Below are 319 nucleotides of genomic sequence, written 5' to 3' on the forward strand. Positions count from 1 at the left end.
AGGAAACCCAGCAGGTGGAAGCGCTTAAAAAAAAGCTGGACTACTTTCTGACCACCAGCAAGCACATGGCCCAGGACAGTGATGCATTGCAAAAAGAAGTGGCCTGTCTCTCTGGCGAACAGGTGGGCGCATGAACCTGATAATGACCACTCAGGACGTCGTGCAGGTATTACCTTGCTTGCACGAAAAATTCGTTGTCGACCTGGCTAACGGTGTTGATATCGTGCGTGACCACACGCGTATACAACAAAGCCAGCGATTTTTTGAGCGGCTCTGGCACGATCTTACTGGTACCAATGTGCAACGCCAGCAGGCGATC

Annotated in this window: 1 protein-coding gene; it reads left to right on the forward strand. The window is 51.4% G+C overall.

Translation table 11 applies throughout. The features are described from left to right. Positions 1 to 130 precede the first annotated feature (130 nt). The coding region (locus tag WG891_RS26740) for a diguanylate cyclase regulator RdcB family protein (protein WP_337264986.1) at positions 131 to 319 on the forward strand (189 nt) is incomplete at its 3' end.

The organism is Serratia sp. MMO-28 (assembly GCF_037199905.1).
Classification (GTDB): domain Bacteria; phylum Pseudomonadota; class Gammaproteobacteria; order Enterobacterales; family Enterobacteriaceae; genus Chania; species Chania oryzae.